This window comes from Pseudomonas sp. QTF5 (assembly GCF_000512695.2).
Taxonomy (GTDB): domain Bacteria; phylum Pseudomonadota; class Gammaproteobacteria; order Pseudomonadales; family Pseudomonadaceae; genus Aquipseudomonas.
The window spans coordinates 20,970-39,158 of sequence record NZ_AZRW02000038.1; the positions used below are offsets into that span (position 1 = coordinate 20,970).

13 protein-coding genes are annotated in these 18,189 nt (G+C 60.3%); all 13 read right to left on the minus strand.

Translation table 11 applies throughout. The annotated features are described in order from the left end of the window. Positions 1 to 3: 3 nt before the first annotated feature. The gene (locus IC37_RS23245) at positions 4 to 2,778 is read right to left on the minus strand and encodes a hybrid sensor histidine kinase/response regulator (protein WP_030128254.1); all 2,775 of its coding nucleotides are present in this window, start codon (positions 2,776 to 2,778) and stop codon (positions 4 to 6) included. Between the two features lie 99 nt (positions 2,779 to 2,877). Beyond that, positions 2,878 to 4,173 carry a phosphoribosylamine--glycine ligase gene (purD, locus tag IC37_RS23250; RefSeq protein ID WP_030128253.1) on the minus strand — a complete coding sequence of 432 codons (1,296 nt, stop codon included), beginning with the start codon at positions 4,171 to 4,173 and terminating at the stop codon, positions 2,878 to 2,880. A 152-nt stretch (positions 4,174 to 4,325) separates the two neighbouring features. Beyond that, positions 4,326 to 5,933, minus strand: coding sequence for a bifunctional phosphoribosylaminoimidazolecarboxamide formyltransferase/IMP cyclohydrolase (purH, locus tag IC37_RS23255; protein ID WP_030128252.1), 1,608 nt, complete (start codon positions 5,931 to 5,933; stop codon positions 4,326 to 4,328). Positions 5,934 to 6,014: 81 nt separating this feature from the next. After that, entirely contained in the window at positions 6,015 to 6,335 is a 321-nt protein-coding gene (gene fis, locus IC37_RS23260; protein WP_030128251.1) for a DNA-binding transcriptional regulator Fis, read from the minus strand. After that, positions 6,332 to 7,342, minus strand: a complete 1,011-nt coding sequence (gene dusB / locus IC37_RS23265) for a tRNA dihydrouridine synthase DusB (protein ID WP_030128250.1) — start codon at positions 7,340 to 7,342, stop codon at positions 6,332 to 6,334. Before dusB ends, fis begins: the two co-directional genes overlap by 4 nt. 184 nt (positions 7,343 to 7,526) lie before the next feature. After that, positions 7,527 to 8,747, minus strand: coding sequence for a DUF3426 domain-containing protein (locus tag IC37_RS23270; protein WP_030128249.1), 1,221 nt, complete (start codon positions 8,745 to 8,747; stop codon positions 7,527 to 7,529). A gap of 30 nt (positions 8,748 to 8,777) precedes the next feature. After that, entirely contained in the window at positions 8,778 to 9,656 is an 879-nt protein-coding gene (gene prmA / locus IC37_RS23275; RefSeq protein WP_030128248.1) for a 50S ribosomal protein L11 methyltransferase, read from the minus strand. A gap of 327 nt (positions 9,657 to 9,983) precedes the next feature. Beyond that, positions 9,984 to 11,342 (minus strand): acetyl-CoA carboxylase biotin carboxylase subunit, encoded by a 1,359-nt coding sequence (gene accC, locus IC37_RS23280; RefSeq protein ID WP_030128247.1) that lies wholly within the window; start codon positions 11,340 to 11,342, stop codon positions 9,984 to 9,986. Positions 11,343 to 11,359: 17 nt separating this feature from the next. Continuing rightward, positions 11,360 to 11,821 carry an acetyl-CoA carboxylase biotin carboxyl carrier protein gene (accB, locus tag IC37_RS23285; RefSeq protein ID WP_007907430.1) on the minus strand — a complete coding sequence of 154 codons (462 nt, stop codon included), beginning with the start codon at positions 11,819 to 11,821 and terminating at the stop codon, positions 11,360 to 11,362. Positions 11,822 to 11,869: 48 nt separating this feature from the next. Further along, positions 11,870 to 12,322: a type II 3-dehydroquinate dehydratase gene (aroQ, locus tag IC37_RS23290; protein ID WP_007937215.1), complete on the minus strand. Its 453-nt coding sequence runs from the start codon at positions 12,320 to 12,322 to the stop codon at positions 11,870 to 11,872. Positions 12,323 to 12,454: 132 nt separating this feature from the next. After that, complete coding sequence (locus IC37_RS23295; RefSeq protein WP_030128246.1) at positions 12,455 to 14,194, minus strand: protein-disulfide reductase DsbD; 1,740 nt, start codon at positions 14,192 to 14,194, stop codon at positions 12,455 to 12,457. A gap of 97 nt (positions 14,195 to 14,291) precedes the next feature. Then, on the minus strand, positions 14,292 to 16,238 hold the full coding sequence (locus tag IC37_RS23300) for a methyl-accepting chemotaxis protein (RefSeq protein ID WP_030128245.1): 1,947 nt from the start codon (positions 16,236 to 16,238) through the stop codon (positions 14,292 to 14,294). Between the two features lie 51 nt (positions 16,239 to 16,289). After that, complete coding sequence (gene gcbA, locus IC37_RS23305) at positions 16,290 to 17,960, minus strand: diguanylate cyclase GcbA (protein ID WP_030128244.1); 1,671 nt, start codon at positions 17,958 to 17,960, stop codon at positions 16,290 to 16,292. Positions 17,961 to 18,189 lie beyond the last annotated feature (229 nt).

An 18,189-nucleotide genomic window follows, 5' to 3' on the forward strand; every position in this document is an offset into this window, starting at 1 on the left:
GACTCAGAATGTCGATGCTGTACGATTCTGCTGATCACGCTGGGCAACCCAATGCTCGACCAGGTCGCGTAGCTGCGACAGCTCGACCGGCTTGGCCATGTGCCCGTCCATGCCGGCCTGACGCGCGCGCTCTTTGTGCTCGGCAAGGATGTGTGCGGTCAACGCCACCACGGGGGTGCGAATCCGCTGGTTGCCGACTTCCCAGGCACGCAGTTGCTGGGTGGCGGAGAAACCGTCGAGGATCGGCATTTCACAGTCCATCAGCACCAGGTCGTAGCGCTGGGCCTTCATCGCCATCAGGGCTTCTTCGCCATTGCTGGCGGTGTCCGGTTGCAGGTTGAGCTTGCCCAGCATGCCGCGTATGACCTTGGTCGAGATGCTGTTGTCTTCGGCCACCAGGATGCGGAAATCGCTGGGTACCTTGACCGGAAGGGTCGGACCGGTGGGCAGGTGTTGTGAGACAGGCAAGCCTTTGTTGCGCTGGTTCAGCTCGTCCGCCAGCGTGGTCTTGAGTGTGTAGCCAGCCACCGGTTTGGCAAGAATGCGTTTGATCCCGCAGTTGCGCGCGATGATCTTGCTCGGAGCGTTGCTGATGCCGGTGAGCATGATCAGCAGAATGTCATGGTTCAGGCTCGGGTCTTCCTTGATCTTGGCGGCCAGTTGCATGCCGGTCATGCCGGGCATGTTCTGGTCCAGCAGGACCACGTCGAAGTAATCGCGCAAGTGGGCTTTGGTGCGCAGCAGCGCCAAGGCCTCCTTGCCGGACGGCACAGCGCTGACATTCAGGCCCCAGGCGCTGCACTGCTGCACCAGCACTTTGCGACAGGTGTCATTGTCGTCCACGACCAGTACGCGTGCGCCTTGCAGCGGACCGTCCAGGTCCGAGGTCGGATGTTCGAGACGGTCCGGGTCCAATGGCAGGGTCAGCCACAATGTGCTGCCCTGGTTGGCGCCGCTCTTGATGCCGAACTCGCCTTGCATCAAACGGATCAACTGACGGGCGATGACCAGCCCAAGATTGCCCCCCAGGCTGGTGGCCGAGAGAAAGTGCTTGCTGTGCAGTTCGGCATGCATCAGCGCGTCGCGTTCTTCCGCCTCCATTGGCTGGCCACTGTCCTGTACGGCGATGCGTAGCCGCGGTTTGGCGCTGCGTTCATCCAGGGCAACGACGATCAGGATCTCGCCTTCATCGGTTTTCTTCAGGGCGTTTTCCAGCAGGCTCAGCAGGGTCTGGCGCAGGCGAGTCGGATCTCCGCTGATGACGCGTGGTACCTGCGGCTGGATAAAGCTGATCAGCTCGACGTTCTGCTGTTCGGCCTTGGCGCGGAAGATGCTCAGGCAGTCTTCGATCAGGGCGTTGAGGTCGAACTGCACGTCGTCCAGTTCGATCTGCCCGGACTCGAGTTTGGAGATGTCGAGAATTTCGTTGATCAGTGTCAGCAGCTCGTTGCCAGCGCTATGGATGGTCTGCACATAGTCGCGTTGCTTGACCGACAGCGGTGTGCCCAGCAGCAGTTCGGTCATGCCGAGCACGCCATTCATCGGGGTACGGATTTCGTGGCTGATCTTTGCGAGGAATTCGGCTTTGGCGTTGATCTCGGCGTTGCTGGCGGCCAAGTCACGACTGATGCTGAAACGGTCTTCGGTGATGCTGCGCTGTCGCTCGCCCAGGGCAACACTCATCAACAGGCCACTGATACAGATAAACACCAGCAGAATGATGATCAGGCCTTGCGGAGCGACAAGGGTCAGCCCCTGCAACGCCGGCAGGATAATCAATGTGCCGAGGTTGAATACCACCATGGCCGCCACGAACAGGCGCGCCGGGCGATAACCTTTTTGCCAGTGATGGGCACTGACGAACAACATGCTCAGACCGGCCAGAGCAACCAGCCCATACGTGATCAGGTTCAGTGGCAATGTGTTGACGAACAGCAACAGCAGGCCGCAGACCATGATGAACAGGATGTCCCCCAGCAGCAGTTTGTTCAGCGGGTGAGGGCCGAGTGGGGCGAAGAAACGGTAGGTGAACATCAGACCGCAAGGCGCGGTCATCAGCAAGGCGAGGTAGGCACCGGGTGTCTGCACGGCGGACCAGTTCGGCAACCATGGCCGAGCCAGGTTCAGTAGCAACACCAGGCTGAGCATCAGCAACCCTTCGCATGCTGCCAGCCAGAGGCTGCTGCGCGAGCGGGTGTAGATGTAACGGGTGAGGTTATGCAGGATCAGCATCCCGAGGCAGCCAAAGAGCAGGCCGTAGATCAGCGTCTGGTTCTGGGTGGCGGCGGTCATGACCGCCGCTTGCAAGGTGATGTAAGGCCGTAGCTGGTGTTCGGAGACCAACCGCAAATAGACGTCGAGGGTTTTGTCGCTTTGTGGCAGCGGCAACATGAAGTCGCTGCTGGGCAGGGGGCGTTCGGCCTGGGGCTGCCCGGTACCGGTATTCGATTGATCGATCAACTGGTCGCCGTCGAGCACATACAGGTTGAGGTGTGACAGGTCCGGTGCGAACACTCGCAGCAACTGCTCGTGTTTGCCTGGTGCGAGTCTGAAACGCAGCCAGAGCGCACCCTCGGGCGCGGCCGCGGTGAGGCGGTCGAGTTCGGTAGGGCTGAATTGATTGGTGTAGCGGCTGGAGCGGATGTCGCTCAGCTGCAGATCGCCCTGTTCGTCAAGCAATACCGCCCAGCCACTGCCTTGCGCGGCTTGGGCCGGGAGCATGCAGAGCAAGGTCAGCAGAGTGACGGTGAGGCCTATGGCAATCCTGAGCCAGCGCACGGCGAAATCCCTTCGTAGGTTGATGCCAGAGTATAACTATGCGCGGCGCCGGAATAGTCAGGCAAGGGCCGCAAGCCCTTGCCTGGCCGAATGGATGGCTTATTCCTGATTTTCGCCACGCTCGCGGGCAATGGCGCGGTAGCCAATGTCCTTGCGGTAGAAGCAGCCTTCCCAGTCGAGTTTAGCCGCCAGTTTGTAAGCCTGCTGCTGGGCTGCATCGACGCTGGTGCCCATGGCGGTTGCGCACAGCACCCGACCACCGGCGGTCACCACCTGACCGTCCTTGAGCGCAGTACCGGCATGGAAGACTTTGCCTTCCAGTGTCGCGGCTGCATCCAGGCCGTTGATGGCAGCGCCTTTGGCGTAATCACCCGGGTATCCGCCAGCGGCCAATACAATGCCGACACTCGGACGTGGATCCCATTGCGCTTCGACCTTGTCCAGCGCTTGCGCCAGGGCTGCTTCGACCAGCAACACCAGGCTCGACTGCAAACGCAGCATCACCGGTTGGGTCTCAGGATCGCCGAAACGGCAGTTGAACTCGATAACTTTTGGGTTACCAGCCTTGTCGATCATCAGGCCGGCATAGAGGAAACCGGTATAAATGTTCCCTTCCTCGGCCATGCCACGCACGGTCGGCCAGATCACCAGATCCATGACCCGCTGGTGGACTTCGGCCGTGACGACCGGGGCCGGGGAGTAGGCGCCCATGCCGCCGGTGTTAGGGCCGGTGTCGCCGTCGCCGACGCGTTTATGATCCTGGCTGGTGGCCATCGGCAACACGTTCTTGCCGTCGACCATGACGATGAAGCTGGCTTCTTCGCCGTCCAGAAACTCTTCGATCACTACGCGCGAACCGGCATCACCGAAAGCATTGCCTGCGAGCATGTCGCGCACGGCGTCTTCGGCTTCGGCCAGGGTCATGGCAACGATCACGCCTTTACCGGCGGCCAGGCCATCGGCCTTGATCACGATCGGTGCGCCTTTTTCACGCAGATAAGCCAGGGCCGGCTCGATCTCGGTGAAGTTCTGATAATCGGCGGTCGGGATCTTGTGGCGCGCCAGGAAGTCTTTGGTAAAGGCTTTCGAACCTTCCAGCTGAGCAGCGCCTGCGGTCGGGCCGAAGCAATCCAGGCCCCGGGAGCGGAACAGATCGACGACACCGGCGACCAGCGGCACTTCCGGGCCGACGATGGTGAGGGAAACGTTTTTCTCCGCGAAATCTGCAAGCTGCTCGAGGGCGAGCACGTCGATGGCGACGTTCTCGCACTTGGCTTCAATGGCGGTGCCGGCGTTGCCCGGGGCAACGAAAACTTTCTGCACGCGCGGATCCTGAGCCACTTTCCAGGCCAGGGCGTGTTCACGGCCACCGCTGCCAATGATCAAAACATTCATTTCAAAAACCTCGGATGACGCTAATTCTGGATAGCACCGCTGGTGCTTTGTGTGGGAGCGGGCTTGCTCGCGAAAGCGGTCTGTCAGTCACATCAATGCTGGATGTGCCGCCGTCTTCGCGAGCAAGCCCGCTCCCACATTCGATCGTCGTATTAGTGACGGAAGTGGCGCATGCCGGTGAATACCATGGCGATGCCGGCTTCATCAGCAGCAGCAATCACTTCGTTATCACGCATCGAGCCGCCCGGCTGAATCACCGCAGTGATGCCGACCTTGGCCGCATTGTCCAGACCATCGCGGAACGGGAAAAAGGCGTCGGAGGCCATCACCGAGCCTGCTACCTGCAACCCGGCGTGTTCAGCCTTGATCGCGGCGATACGCGCGGAGTTCACTCGGCTCATCTGACCGGCGCCGACACCGATGGTCTGACGGTTCTTGGCGTAGACGATAGCGTTGGACTTCACGTACTTGGCGACTTTCCAGGCGAAGATCAGGTCGTTGATTTCCTGTTCGCTCGGGGCGCGCTTGGTCACCACTTTCAAGTCTTCGCTGCCGATCATGCCGATGTCGCGGCTCTGTACCAGCAAACCGCCGTTGACACGTTTGTAGTCCCAGGCCGGAGCGCGATCAGCCGACCACTCGCCGCAGGCCAGCAGGCGCACGTTGGCTTTGGCTGCAACGATGGCGCGAGCTTCTTCGCTGACGCTTGGGGCGATGATCACTTCGACGAACTGACGCTCGACGATGGCTTTGGCGGTTTCAGCATCCAGTTCGCGGTTGAAGGCGATGATGCCGCCGAACGCTGACTCGGTGTCGGTGGCGTAAGCCAGTTCGTAAGCCTGACGGATGCCGCCTTCGGCGTCCGGGCTAACGGCCACGCCGCACGGGTTGGCGTGCTTGACGATCACGCAGGCTGGCTTGACAAAGCTCTTCACACATTCCAGTGCGGCGTCGGTGTCGGCCACGTTGTTGAACGACAGCTCTTTGCCTTGCAGTTGGGTCGCGGTGGCGATGCCGACTTCGGCAGGCTTGGCTTCCACGTAGAACGCCGCGCTCTGGTGCGGGTTTTCGCCGTAGCGCATTTCCTGAGCCTTGATGAACTGGCTGTTGAAGGTGCGCGGGAATTCGCTGCGGCCTTCAGTGCTTAGGGTTTCAGCCGCCTGGTTCACGGTGCCCATGTAGTTGGCGATCATTCCGTCGTAGGCGGCGGTGTGTTCGAAGGCCTTGAGCATCAGGTCGAAACGCTGAGCGTAGGTCAGGCCGCCGGCCTTGAGGCTTTCCAGGACGTTGGCGTAATCGCTGGCATTCACCACGATAGCCACGTCTTTGTGGTTCTTGGCTGCCGAACGGACCATGGTCGGGCCGCCGATGTCGATGTTTTCGATGGCGGTCGGCAGGTCGCAGCCTGGCTTGTTGATAGTGGCTTCGAACGGGTACAGGTTGACCGCAACCAGATCGATCGGCTTGATGCCGTGCTCGTTCATGATGGCGTCGTCGATACCGCGACGACCGAGGATCCCGCCGTGGATTTTCGGGTGCAGGGTTTTCACCCGACCGTCCATCATTTCTGCGAAACCGGTGTAGTCCGCGACTTCCACTGCGGCAACACCGTTGTCGCGCAGCAGCTTGAACGTCCCGCCGGTGGAGAGGATTTCGACGCCCAGGGCTTCGAGTTCTTTGGCGAATTCAAGGATCCCGGTCTTGTCGGAAACGCTTATCAAGGCGCGGCGGATCGGCAGGCGGGTAGTCTGGTCGGTCATTTCAATGTCCATCAAAAGCTAAGGAGTCAGCAAAAAAGGCGACCGGTTTCACGCGGGCGCCTTTCTGGTTTGATTGAATGCTTACAGCAAATCGTACTGCTTGAGTTTCTTGCGCAGGGTGCCCCGGTTCAGCCCGAGCAGCTCGCTGGCCTTGGTCTGGTTGCCCTTGACATAGTTCATCACGCATTCGAGCAGGGGAGCCTCGACTTCGGAGAGCACCAGGTTGTACACATCCGTGACGGCAGCGCCCTCAAGGTGGGCGAAATAATTGTGCAGCGCCTTCTCGACATTCCCGCGAAGGGTCTGACCTTCTTCGCTCGGCGTATTGAGGTGCTGTTTCAAATTCACGTTGTCGCTCACGGGTGTTGTTCCACTCACTAAAGTCTCGGTCATCATCGTCATGCGGCCACCCCTTCTCCGTCCCCTGTCAGGCTCTTGTAACGTTCGGCGAAGAACGCCCGAACGTAGGCGCATTGTGCTTCCGTATCTTCCAAACGATTGAAGTGGGCGCGGAACTCCCTGGCGCCCGGCAAGGTTGCGAGATACCAGCCCACATGCTTGCGAGCTATGCGCACGCCCATGACGTCGCCGTAGAAGGCATGCAGCGCAGCCAGATGCTCAAGCAGAATACGTTCCACCTCGATCAGTTCCGGTGCCGGGAGTTTTTCGCCGGTACGCAGATAATGGTCGATTTCACGAAAAATCCATGGCTGCCCCTGGGCAGCCCGACCCACCAACAGGCCATCGGCACCGGTCGCGTCGAGTACGTACCGGGCCTTCTCGGGCGAATCGATATCGCCATTGGCGAAGACCGGAATCGACACCGCCTGCTTGATCGCGGCAATGGTGTCGTATTCGGCAACTCCTGTGTACAAATCGGCACGGGTGCGGCCATGTACCGCCAATGCCGTAATGCCTGCCTGTTCGGCGATTTTCGCCACGGTCAGACCGTTCTTGTTCGCCCGGTCCCAGCCGGTGCGGATCTTCAGGGTGACCGGCACATCGACTGCGGCCACCACGGCCTGCAGGATCTCGGTCACCAATGCTTCATCCTTCAACAGGGCGGAACCGGCGGCCTTGTTGCAGACCTTCTTCGCCGGACAGCCCATGTTGATATCAATAATCTGTGCGCCCAGTTCAACGTTGGCCCGGGCTGCATCCGCCAGCATCCGCGCATCCCCACCGGCGATCTGTACCGAGCGGGGCTCGGGATCACCTTCGTGGATCATGCGCATCCGTGATTTGCGGGTGTTCCACAAGCTCATGTCGCTGGTGACCATTTCCGAGACTACAAGGCCCGCGCCCAGTCGCTTGCACAGCTGACGAAAGGGCTGATCGGTGACACCCGCCATGGGGGCGAGAATCAAGCCGTTGTGCAATGTATATGGACCGATGCGTACCGCCGACATAGGACTTCCCTGTTGTGGGGCCGGATCATGAGAGTTCGAAAAAGGGTTGGCATGATACCCGCTCTCGATGACTGGATAAAGGCTGAATTGAACAAAATCTGAACAGTTATTCTGTTATCGCCAGCGGTTTGGTTGAACCGTCAAAGTCAGAAAACTGCCGTCAAGCCTGTAACGCTTGAGCGTTTCATTCGGGGGAATGAAAGCTCAGGCTGTAGTTCACCGCTTTGGAGCCTGGATCGAGAATGTCCAGCGCGATGTGGATCGGCGTTTGTGGTGGCATTTCCGCCAGGCCTTCGAGGTCGCCGTTGAGGTACTCGCCAGGCTTGAAGCGACGGCTGGCGATCAGGTGGCCGTTGAGGTCGGCAAAGCGCAGCTCCAGCAGCGGGAAGGGCTGAGAGAAGGACGCACGGTTGTAGATGATGGCATCGACCACCAGGGCGCCGTTGAAGTCCGGGTGGCTGCGGACCACCAGGTTGCTGCTTTTGACCTTCGCGATGTCGACTTTGGAGGGCACGGTACAGCTGATGTGCGGGCACAGTTGCTGGAACCACGGACGGTATTGGTCCTGGCGTGCCAGTTCGTCAAAGTGGTAGGCGACATATTGGCCAGCGAGGCCGGCGGCGCCGAGCAGGATCAGCAGCAGCCAGAAAAAGCGCCGCCCCCAGGGTGAGCGACGTTTTTGCCAATCCAGTTGCAACGGGTCGTCGGTCAGATCCTCCAATACTTCCGCGCGCAGGGCTGGTTCGCTGCGTTCGCGTCGCTTGCGCAGAGGCTCGACTGAGGGCAGGTCGTCGTCGACTTCATCGGGCGTCGCCGACAGGCTGCCAAAGGGGATCGGGGCGTCGAGCGGGTCGTGCAGGCGCAGCTGTTGTATCTCGGGCTCGTCGTCCAGCTCCACGGGCTCCAGGGATAGCGAAGGCTCGGTGCGTGAGTGTTTGCTCGGCTCGATCGTCGGTTCTGGTGTGGGCGCTTCGGCGGTTTTTGCACGATCGGCGGCCGATTCACTGAAGAGGCTGTCGGACCAAGGGGCTTCGTCGTGCTCGGTGGTATCGCGGCGAGCGCTGAGGCTGTCTTCGCGGGGCCGAGTGAATTCTGTTGTGGGCTGGATTTCCCGCTGTTCAAGCCGGGCGAGCTCTTCGTCCAGGTCCAGGCTGTCCAGATCCATTTCTGCAGCGGTCCATTGCTTTTGGCTGATGGCTCGCTGCACTGGCGGTTCGGCGGGCGCCGGTGCAACCGGTTTGACCGTCTCCTTGCCGGCTCGCTGCTCGAGTAACTGCCTGGCGGCGTTGAACACCTGTAAGCACGAGCCGCAACGAACCACTCCACGGGCCACGCTCAACTGAGCATGGCTGACGCGGAAGCTGGTTTGGCAATGCGGGCACTGGGTGACGAAGCTATCGGTCATGCGGCCATCCGGTTTATGCAGGCGCTCATTCTAGCGCCGACGGCCAGTGATGCGTACCCAGCCGTCGCGATTGGCGATCGGGTCCAGATCGAAGTCCTGGGCGTAGGCGGTGGCGACTTCTTCACCTTGTTCGGCGAGGATGCCCGACAGCGCCAAACGACCGCCCGGCTTGACCAGGCTGGACAGTTGCGGCGCCAGCGAAACCAGCGGGCCGGCAAGAATGTTGGCCACCAGCACGTCGGCCTGAACCTGTGGCAGATCTTGTGGCAGATACAGTGGGAAGCGTTCGTCAGCAATGTTGTTGCGCCCGGCATTGTCGCGAGAAGCTTCCAGCGCCTGCACGTCGATGTCGGTGCCGACGGCTTCCTTGGCGCCCAGCAGCAGGGCGGCAATCGCCAGAATCCCCGAGCCGCAACCGAAGTCGAGCACGTGGCAACCTTTCAGGTCTTGACCGTCGAGCCATTCCAGGCACAGCGCGGTGGTCGGGTGAGTGCCGGTGCCAAACGCCAGGCCCGGGTCCAGCAGCAGGTTCACTGCGTCAGGCTCAGGCGCGGCGTGCCAGCTCGGGACGATCCACAGGCGCTGACCGAAACGCATCGGCTGGAAACCGTCCATCCAGCTGCGTTCCCAGTCCTGGTCTTCGATGACTTCGCTGTGATGCTCGGGCAGCGGGCTGCCGGTCAGCAACTCGAGGTGGGCCAGTACGCTGGCAGCTTCGGTGCCGCCTTCGAACAAGGCCAGCAGGTGCGTGTGCGACCACAGCGGGGTGGTATTGAGTTCCGGCTCGAAAATCGGCTGATCTTCGGCGTCCATGAAGGTCACCGACACGGCGCCCACTTCAAGGAAAGCGTCTTCGTAGGTTTCGGCTTGTTCTGGGCTGATGGCGAGACGGACTTGCAGCCAAGGCATGGCGGGCACCTTTGAAAAATATAGATTGCAGCCTAGCGGGCTGCGAGAAGCGCGCAAGTTTACGCGAGCGCGAGGCAGAAGACGACCGTGTAGCCACGCATCGGGGGGCATCCAATACCTGTGGCGAGGGAGCTTGCTCCCGCTGGGGCGCGAAGCGGTCCCAAAATGGCAGATATGGATCCGTCTGGCACGGTCCGGTTGAATGGTCTTGCGGTCGCTGCGCAACCGAGCGGGAGCAAGCTCCCTCGCCACAAGGGGGACGGTATTCAACAATCCCCAGAAACAACAAAGCCGCTCGAAAGCGGCCTTGTTGGTATGGATCACAGCTTAATGCTTTTCGCCAGCCAGCTTGTGTTCCAGGTAGTGGATGTTGATTCCACCTTTGCAGAAGCCTTCATCACGGACCAGATCGCGGTGCAGCGGGATGTTGGTCTTGATCCCGTCGACAACGATTTCGTCCAGCGCATTGCGCATGCGCGCCATGGCTTCGTCACGGGTTGCGCCGTAGGTGATCAGTTTGCCAATCAACGAATCGTAGTTCGGCGGAACGGCATAACCACTGTACAGGTGCGAATCGACGCGAACGCCGTTGCCGCCTGGTGCGTGGAAATGCTTGACCGTGCCCGGGCTAGGCATGAACGTTTTCGGGTCTTCGGCGTTGATCCGGCATTCCAGCGCGTGACCGCGGATGACCACGTCATTCTGGGTGAACGACAGTTTGTTGCCAGCGGCGATGCTGAGCATCTCCTTGACGATGTCGATGCCGGTGACCATTTCCGATACCGGGTGCTCTACCTGGACACGAGTGTTCATCTCGATGAAGTAGAAGTGGCCGTTCTCGTACAGGAACTCGAAGGTGCCAGCGCCACGATAGCCGATGTCGATGCAAGCCCTGACGCAGCGTGCGAGGACTTCCTCGCGCGCGTTCTCGTCGATGCCCGGTGCCGGCGCTTCTTCGAGAACCTTCTGGTGACGACGTTGCAGCGAGCAATCGCGATCGCCCAGATGGATGGCGTGGCCCTGTCCGTCGGAAAGTACCTGAACTTCCACGTGACGTGGGTTGGTCAGGAATTTTTCCAGATAGACCATCGGGTTGCCGAACGCTGCGCCCGCTTCGGAGCGGGTCAGTTTCGCCGAGGAGATCAGGTCTTCTTCCTTGTGCACGACGCGCATGCCACGACCACCGCCGCCGCCAGCGGCTTTGATGATCACCGGATAACCGACTTCGCGACCGATGCGCAGCGCGGTTTCTTCGTCTTCAGGCAATGGGCCGTCGGAGCCCGGAACGGTTGGAACACCGGCGGCGATCATGGCGTGCTTGGCCGATACCTTGTCGCCCATCAGGCGAATGGTGTCGGCTTTCGGGCCAATGAACGCGAAGCCCGAGTTCTCGACCTGTTCGGCAAAGTCGGCGTTTTCCGCAAGGAAACCGTAGCCTGGGTGAATGGCGGTAGCGCCGGTCACTTCGGCGGCGGCGATGATGGCCGGAATGTGCAGGTAAGAGTGCGCGGCCGAGGCCGGACCGATGCAGACGGATTCGTCTGCCAGGCCCAGGTGCATCAGCTCTTTGTCGGCCTTGGAGTAAACGGCGACAGTCTTGATGCCCATCTCTTTGCAAGCGCGCAGAATCCGCAGGGCGATCTCACCGCGGTTGGCGATCAGAACTTTTTCCAACTTCGCAGTCATCAAAGGCTCTCCACGATTCAAACGATGGTGAACAGCGGTTGGTCGTACTCAACCGGCTGGCCGTCTTCGACGAGGATGGATTCGATCACACCGCTGGCTTCAGCTTCGATGTGGTTCATCATCTTCATGGCTTCGACGATGCACAGGGTATCGCCTTTCTTCACGGTCTGGCCGACTTCAACGAAGGACGGCGAGCTTGGCGAAGATTTGCGATAGAAAGTGCCGACCATCGGCGAACGGGCAACGTTGCCGTTCAGCGTTGGGGCTGCCGGAGCTGCAGGAGCGGCGGCGGCAACCGGAGCAGCAGCAACAGGCGCAGGCGCAGGCGCATGCATCGGAGCCGGAGCGTAGTACTGCTGAGCCGGCGTCTTGCTGTGACGGCTGATGCGTACGGACTCTTCGCCTTCCTTGATCTCGAGCTCGTCGATACCGGACTCTTCCAGCAATTCGATCAGTTTCTTAACTTTACGGATATCCATGAATCATCAACTCCCAAGGGTCGGTCAGGGGCGTTTAACGCTTGTTGTTCAAGCCGTTGCCTGTCTTTCAAGCTGCTCTAGTGCGGCCTCCAGGGCCAGTCGATAACCGCTGGCGCCAAGGCCGCAGATCACTCCCACCGCAACGTCGGAGAAGTAAGAGTGATGGCGGAAAGGTTCGCGTTTATGCACGTTAGACAAATGCACTTCGATGAATGGGATGCTCACTGCCAGCAGCGCGTCACGTAATGCGACACTTGTATGCGTAAAAGCTGCTGGATTGATCAGAATGAAGTCCACACCTTCGCCGCGAGCAGCGTGGATGCGGTCGATCAATTCGTATTCGGCGTTGCTTTGCAGGTAGAGCAAATGGTGGCCGGCATTGCGCGCCCGCTGTTCCAGATCCTGGTTGATTTGCGCCAGGGTGGTTGCACCGTAGACGCCCGGTTCCCGGGTGCCGAGCAGGTTCAGGTTGGGGCCGTGTAAAACCAATAGGGTCGCCATCTGCTGCTCCTTTGTGATCTGTGTGCAATTGTCAGAACCCCGCGACTATGCCGCAAAGCCTTTGTGACTGTCCAGTTCTATGCAATAGCCAGCACGATGGCCGATGTTTGCGCGAAATATATGACCGGGTGATTAAATCCGGTCATTTACTTGTGCAACACGTTCGGCGAAGTTTTTCGCGTTGATCTCGCCGATGACCCGCACATCGGTACGTTCGATGCCATCCTTGTCGAAAAACATCAGCGCCGGAGGACCGAATAACTTGTAGCGGTCGAGCAGGGCGCGTTGTTCGGCGTTGCTGGCGGTGATGTCGAAACGGATCAATCGATAGCCTTTGAGGTGTTCGACGACCTTGGCATCGTTGAGGACTTCGTGTTCGATGACTTTGCAACTGATGCACCAGTCGGCGTACCAGTCGAGCAGCAGTGGCGTGCCGGAGGATTTGGCTTCGGCGAGTACGCGGTCCAGTTCGGCTGGAGTGGTGATGGTTTGCCAGTTGCCGACGATTTGCGGTTGACCGTTGCCCGCGACGATACGCGGTTGGCCAATGGGGTTGAGTGGATCGGTCTGGCCGCTGAACGCGCCGTACCAACAGGCCAGGGCGTAAAACAACAGGAGCATCCCGAGCAATTGCCCCAGGCGTTTTCTCGGCGGTTTATAGACGAATTCCAGCGCGCCCATAAACAACCCGACGCCACCGGCGAGCAAGCCGATCAACAGCAAGGTGATCTGGCCTGGCAATACCCGGCTGAGCAAACCGATCGCCAGCCCCAGTAGCAGCACACCAATCGCGTTTTTCACGTAGATCAGCCAAGGTCCGCTTTTCGGCAGCCAGGCCGCGCCGCCGGTCGCCACCAGCAACAGCGGCGCCCCCATGCCCAGGCCGAGCATGAACAATTTCAATCCGCCGCCCAGAGCATCGCCGCTGGCGCTGATGTACAGCAGCGCGCCGGCCAGTGGTGCCGATACACACGGCGAAACCAGTAGGCTCGACACCACACCCAGCACCGCCGCGCCCCACAGTGAGCCGCCTTCGGTACGCCCGGCAATCCGGTCCAGGCGGCTGCTGATGGCGTAGGGCAGTTTCAGTTCGAATACGCCAAACATGGCCAGGGCAAACACCGCGAAAAACATCGCGAACGGCACCAGCACCCAGGCCGACTGCAAGCGCGCCTGAAGATTCAGCTGTGCGCCGAACATTCCCATCAGGGCACCGAGCAGAGCGAAACAGACGGCCATCGGTAGCACATAAGCCAGCGACAGATTGAAACCGCGTAAACCACCGACCTGTCCACGCAGGACCACTCCGGAAAGGATCGGCAGCATCGGCAGTACGCAGGGTGTGAAGGTCAGGCCAACACCTGCGAGGAAAAACAGCGCCAGTTCGCGCCAGCTCCAGGCGGTGGTCGCGGCGCCGCTGCCATCAATACTCAGGCGTTCGGTCTCGGGTGGGTAGCACAGGCCTTTGTCGGCGCAGCCCTGATAGGTCACGGCCAGCGTAAAGGCGCGCGAATCGGTGCGCGGCAGTTCTACATCGAGAATCCCGTGGTACACCTCGACGTCGCCGAAGTACTCATCGTGCTTTTGTTCGCCCTTGGGCAGTTTCGCTGCGCCGAGGCCAACGTCAGCCGGTTCGGCGCGAAACTGGAAGCGATGACGATAGAGGTAGTAACCCTCGGTAGCGACGAAACGCAGCTTGATCGATTGCGGCGTGCTTTCTACCAGGCTCAACTGAAAGGCTTCGCGCACCGGCAAAAAATCGGCGCTGTTGTTTATCGAGCCCAGAGTGGAACTGGGCCGACTGTCCAGCAACCCGGCGGCAGAGGCCGGCAGGACGAGCACTAAAAACAGCAGGCAGAGCAAACGGCGCATGACAATCTCGCGTATCGAAAGTGTGGGCATGATAGCGGACGATGGGCGGGTGTGCAGGCGGGTGTGCAGGCGGGAGTCCTGCGGCGATGGCGGACTGTCAGACGCGAAAGGCCTGAACGGCTGTATGCAACCGCCCGCCCAACACCAACAAGTTCTCCCCTTGTTCACGCCCCTCGCCGATGCGCAGCAAGTTATCCCCACCCAATTGGTGAATCCGCTCACTGTGATCGCGAATTTCGCTGACAGCGCCGCTCTGTTGGGCAGTGACATCGGCGATGCGCACGGCGGTGTCGGAAATGGTCTGGATTGCCCCGACGATTTTATCCAGCGCACCATCGGCCGCCTGAGCCTGATTGGCCGTGGCTTCGGCATGCTCGACCTGGGCGCGCATGCCTTCGACCGATTGCCGCGCGGCGGTTTGCAGGCCGGCAATCAGCGTCTGGATCTCGGCCGTGGCCCCGGCGGTGCGTTGCGCCAGTGAGCGAACCTCTTCGGCCACCACCGCAAACCCTCGGCCCATTTCTCCGGCGCGGGCCGCTTCGATGGCGGCGTTCAGGGCCAGCAGGTTGGTTTGGTCGGCGATCGAGCGGATTACCGTCAGCACACCGCCGATGGTCGCCGACTCTTCGGCCAGATGTTCGATCATCTGTGCGTTGCCTTGCACTTCACCCACCAGCGCATGCAGCCCGGTGAGGCTCAGGCCGATCACTTTCTGACCGTGCTCCACCGCCAGTCCTGCATGACGACTGGCATTGGCGGCCTGGCTGGCGTCACCGGCGACTTGTTGAATCGTCGCTTCGAGTTCGCCAAGAGAGTCGCGGATCAATGCAGTGTCGCCGGCCTGATGCTCGGCGCCGCTGTGCAGGTCATTGCTCAACTCGGCCAGCGTCCGGCTGCTACCGGCGACTTGCTCGGCGTTGAGGCGAATGGTGCCTACCAGGTCGACCAGATAGGCGCGCAAGCGATTGAGTGAGGCTTGAATGTCATGCAGTTCGCGGTTGGTCGCGCCCAGTTGAATGTCGCGGCTGAAGTCACCTTCGGCCCAGGTCGACAGCGCTGGGGCGAGGTTGGTCAGGGTTCGGGCCAGGCGTCGCTGCAAGGTATCGATGAGCAATGCGATCAGCAGAATCAGCCCGATCATCATCCCTTGCATCAGCCGCACTTCGCTCTGGATTTGCCCGTGCTGGGCGCGCACCACCGGTTCCAGCCCGGCGATGGACTGCTGCACGGCGGTGATTTTCAGGTGCGTCGCGGCGCTGAGGTCGGTGCGTTTCTGGATCTGCTCACGAGTGCGCGTCAGTTCCGAAGGGTAGCGGGTGAGCAGGCTGTTGAGTTCGCGTTTGAGGCCGACGCCGGCATCTTCGGCGACGGTTTTCTCGGTGTTATCCAAACCCATCATCGCGGCGAAATCATCGGTGTTCGATTCGGTGCTGGCGGTCACGCCAAGCAGCGGTAAAGCGTCCAGTTGCTCGGCTTGAGTGCGGATGTTGGCGACTTCGCGTTCGACATCGGCGGCCAGTTCGCTGCGACCACTGCTGACCAGTTTGTCCCGAGCCAGGGACAGTTTGCCCAAGTGTTGGGACGCGGCGAGCAATGGCGTCAGATATGCCGCGTTGCCGCTGGCGTATTGGCTGAGCTGATCGAGGCTGGCGCCGAGTTCGCGTTCGGCTTGCAGCAGCAGCGCCTGTGGGTCGCCAGCGAGTTTGCCGGCAGCCAGCAGGTCGGTTTTGCAGAATTCAGCCAGGTTCGAAAGGCTCGGACGCAAGGTGTCGGCCAATGCCGGTGGCAACTCACCGAGTTCCTTTTGCGAGGCGTCGAGGGCCTGACTGGCGCTGCTCAGGCGCAGGGCATTGCCGCTGGCCAGGTAATCCTCGACGTTGCGCGCCACTTCATTTTGAAACTGCTGAGACAGTCCCAGATAACGCTCCATCAATAGATAAGGGCGTTCCAGGGCTTTTTGCGACCACCAGAGCGTGGCGCCAAGGGCCACGCACACGGCGACCAAAAGGAGAGTATTGAGGTTGGTCAACAGCTTCAGGCGCATCGTGATCTACCAACGGCAGAATGGTAAGTGCCTGAAGTTATTGCGTTTCTGTTACATGGTTATGACCGAATGGGTCGATTCCGATGAAAAAGTGGCACTTTGCTTTGACTCCCGCGCAGCTTGTACGCGGTTACGTCCGGCGTTCTTCGCACGGTACAGCGCTTCGTCCGCCTGGCTGGCCATCAGCAGGCTGTCAGAGTCTTCGCGCAATTCGACGACGCCGGCGCTGAAAGTGCACCAGAGATCCTGAGGCTGAGCCGGGTAATGAATTTCGGCAAAGCGCTGACGGATTTCATCGAGCACGTTGTAGGCCGATTCGATATCAGTGTCCGGCATGACGATGGCGAACTCTTCACCGCCGTAGCGGCCAATGAAGTCGGTCTTGCGCAACCGTTGCTTGAGAAACAGCGCCAGGCTCTTGATCACCCGGTCGCCCATGGGATGGCCGTGGCTGTCATTGACCCGTTTGAAGTGATCGATGTCGAGCATCGCAAAGCTCAGCGGCTTGTTTTCGCGACGGGCGCGGAATGAACAGTCTTCGAGCAATTGCAGAATGTGGGTGTGGTTGTACAAGCCGGTCAGGCTGTCGCGCACCATCCGCGCTTTCAGATTGCGTGCCCGTGCCGCGCGGTTGCGCACGGTGGTGATCAGGTGCCGTGGCTTGATCGGCTTGGTCAGGAAGTCGTCGCCGCCCTCGCTCATGGCGTCGAGCTGCTTGTCCAGGTCGTCTTCGGCTGACAGATAAATGATCGGCACGCTGACATAGCGATCGTTATGCCGGATCACCTTGGCCAGTTCAGTACCGGTGCAGGCCGGCATGTACATGTCGAGGATGATCAGGTCCGGCTGGAAATCCGCCAATTCGGCCATGGCCTGGATCGGTTCGATCAAGGTTCGCGTGACGATCCCGGCGCTGTTGAGCAGGCGTTCGGTGTGCAACGCCTGGGCGCGGGAGTCATCGATGATCAGCACTTTATAAGGTTCGTACTGGGCAACGCAGGTCAGGACTTCGATCTTTTCCAGCAGGCTCGAGGCTTCGAGGGTGCCGGTGAGAAATTCCTGGCCGCCGGCCCGCACGGCGGCGAGACGCGTCGGGGTATCGGTTTCGTGCAGGCTGAAAAACAATAGCGGCAAGGGCTGATCGAGGCCTTCCTGGGCTTCGGCCGCCAGTTTCAGGCCGATGCCGGCGCCACTGAAGTCGACGTCCATGACAATCGCCGCCGGCAAGCGCTCGACCATCGCGGTGTGGAACGCGGCGACACTGTCGAGGGATTGAGCGCTGAGCCCGAAAAATTCTAGTTGCTTGGCCAGCCGCTCGGCCCGGTCGTGATCCTGCAACATCACGTAGATCGGTTTGCGCAGCGGCGGCAGAAAGGTGTGTTCGAACTGATCGCCATGGCGCAGACCAGTGCGGGACAGGCGCTGCATCAGGCGATTGAGCTCAGTGATCAGTCCGCTGCTCAGGCGTCCGCGATTGGCGTCCACCGCTTCCAGCGACTGGCCGATGTGGCGCGCCAGTTGGGTGTGTTCCGGTTGTTCGAAACGTTCGGCAAAGCGCAGCAGGCGCAGATTGGCCTCACTCAGCTCCGACAAGTCGGTGGTGGACCATTCGTTACGTTGCAGGCGTTGCCATATCTCAAGAATCTGACGAGCCTGATGAATTACCCGCTGGGCAAAGTGGTGCTTGAGGCGCTCGCGGCTGGGGTCTTCTGGCTCGGTCATATCCTGACTACTAGTTAGGGTGCATGCTGAGATCAACTGGTGGCTCTATGCTAGCATCTCTTTTCGATTGCATGAGTGTCGTACGTCAATAATCTATAAAGCGACGTTATTCAGTTTCGGACTGAGCGGTCTGGAAATCCTTACCGGTTGTCGGCAGATGCCCGTGGCAGGGGTGTTTCAGGACTTCTCCGGTCTGTCTGTATGAAATATCTGTAGCTCCGGCGAGCCT

Excerpts from the sequence above, each read along its gene's own strand:
- IC37_RS23295 (WP_030128246.1), bottom strand. The coding sequence starts at position 14,194 with ATGCGCCGTTTGCTCTGCCTGCTGTTTTTAGTGCTCGTCCTGCCGGCC.
- accB (WP_007907430.1), bottom strand. The coding sequence starts at position 11,821 with ATGGATATCCGTAAAGTTAAGAAACTGATCGAATTGCTGGAAGAGTCC.
- accC (WP_030128247.1), bottom strand. The coding sequence starts at position 11,342 with ATGACTGCGAAGTTGGAAAAAGTTCTGATCGCCAACCGCGGTGAGATC.
- aroQ (WP_007937215.1), bottom strand. The coding sequence starts at position 12,322 with ATGGCGACCCTATTGGTTTTACACGGCCCCAACCTGAACCTGCTCGGC.
- gcbA (WP_030128244.1), bottom strand. The coding sequence starts at position 17,960 with ATGACCGAGCCAGAAGACCCCAGCCGCGAGCGCCTCAAGCACCACTTT.
- dusB (WP_030128250.1), bottom strand. The coding sequence starts at position 7,342 with ATGTCGGCGGTACGCATCGGTCCATATACATTGCACAACGGCTTGATT.
- prmA (WP_030128248.1), bottom strand. The coding sequence starts at position 9,656 with ATGCCTTGGCTGCAAGTCCGTCTCGCCATCAGCCCAGAACAAGCCGAA.
- fis (WP_030128251.1), bottom strand. The coding sequence starts at position 6,335 with ATGACGATGATGACCGAGACTTTAGTGAGTGGAACAACACCCGTGAGC.
- purD (WP_030128253.1), bottom strand. The coding sequence starts at position 4,173 with ATGAATGTTTTGATCATTGGCAGCGGTGGCCGTGAACACGCCCTGGCC.
- IC37_RS23270 (WP_030128249.1), bottom strand. The coding sequence starts at position 8,747 with ATGACCGATAGCTTCGTCACCCAGTGCCCGCATTGCCAAACCAGCTTC.
- IC37_RS23300 (WP_030128245.1), bottom strand. The coding sequence starts at position 16,238 with ATGCGCCTGAAGCTGTTGACCAACCTCAATACTCTCCTTTTGGTCGCC.
- purH (WP_030128252.1), bottom strand. The coding sequence starts at position 5,933 with ATGACCGACCAGACTACCCGCCTGCCGATCCGCCGCGCCTTGATAAGC.